The organism is Phytoactinopolyspora endophytica (assembly GCF_004138495.1).
Classification (GTDB): domain Bacteria; phylum Actinomycetota; class Actinomycetes; order Jiangellales; family Jiangellaceae; genus Phytoactinopolyspora; species Phytoactinopolyspora endophytica.
This window is the reverse complement of record NZ_ML142856.1, coordinates 134,229-135,195: the sequence shown is the minus strand read 5'-3', so window position 1 is coordinate 135,195 and position 967 is coordinate 134,229. Positions and strand designations below refer to the sequence as shown.

Genomic DNA, 967 nt, shown 5'->3' with positions numbered 1-967 from the left:
GGATCGCCCTCGGCATTCTCGGCGCCGTCATCGCGGTCGGGGCCTGGTATCTCGTCGCAGTCTCGGGGATCGTCTCCGGCCGGGGCATTCCACGTCCCGACGAGGTGCTGTCCGCCGGGAGAGTACTGTTCACCGAGCAGGATCTGCTGTTCGACGTCCGGGTGAGTATGACCCGGGTGACCATCGGCGTCCTCACGGGATCGGTGCTCGCGCTCCCCGTCGGCTTTGTGCTCGCCTGGTACTCCACGCTGCGCGCGATGGCCGAACCGCTCGTGAACTTCTTCCGCGCATTGCCGCCGATCGCACTCGTGCCGCTGGCGATCGTCTATATCGGCATCGGTGAGGACGCCCGGATCTCCATTCTTGTCTACGCCTCGTTCTTCGCGGCGGTGATCGTGCTGTTCGAAGGCATCTCGAGCATCGACCCGCTGCTGGTCCGGGCGGCCCGGGTACTCGGCGCCAACCCCTGGGAGGTGTTCGCCCGCACCGTTGTTCCGGCATCGATTCCGCACCTGTTCACGGCGGTGCGTGTGGCACTCGGCGTCTCGTGGGCCACGGTCGTCGCCGCCGAGCTCGTCGCCGCGCAGCGCGGCCTGGGTGCCGCGGTCCAGGATGCGGCGACGTTCTACCGGATCCCCGACATGTTCGTCGGCATCGCCATGATCGGCTTCGCCGCGCTTTTCATGGACCTCGTCCTCAAGATCGTCCAGTCCCGGCTCACTACCTGGCAGGAGAAGACGCGATGACCCTCACCGCAGAGGCGAACCACGCGACCACATCCGACCGGATCGTCTTCGACGGGATCGGCAAGCACTACACACGCGGGGGCGACCACCTTCAGGTACTCGACAACTGCTCGTTCATCGTCGAGCCCGGAGAGTTCGTGTCCGTCATCGGCCCGTCCGGCTGCGGCAAGACGACCCTGCTCAACATGGCGGCCGGGTTCACCGTGCCGGACGACGGTTCG

At 66.6% G+C, this 967-nt stretch carries 2 protein-coding genes; both read left to right on the top strand.

The genetic code is table 11. The features are described 5' to 3' along the window. Positions 1-2 precede the first annotated feature (2 nt). Positions 3-746: an ABC transporter permease gene (locus ELR45_RS16900; RefSeq protein WP_129667585.1), complete on the top strand. Its 744-nt coding sequence runs from the start codon at positions 3-5 to the stop codon at positions 744-746. Beyond that, positions 743-967, top strand: a 225-nt coding sequence (locus ELR45_RS16895) for an ATP-binding cassette domain-containing protein (protein ID WP_129667584.1), incomplete at its 3' end; no start/stop codon positions are given. The genes ELR45_RS16900 and ELR45_RS16895, both read left to right, overlap by 4 nt.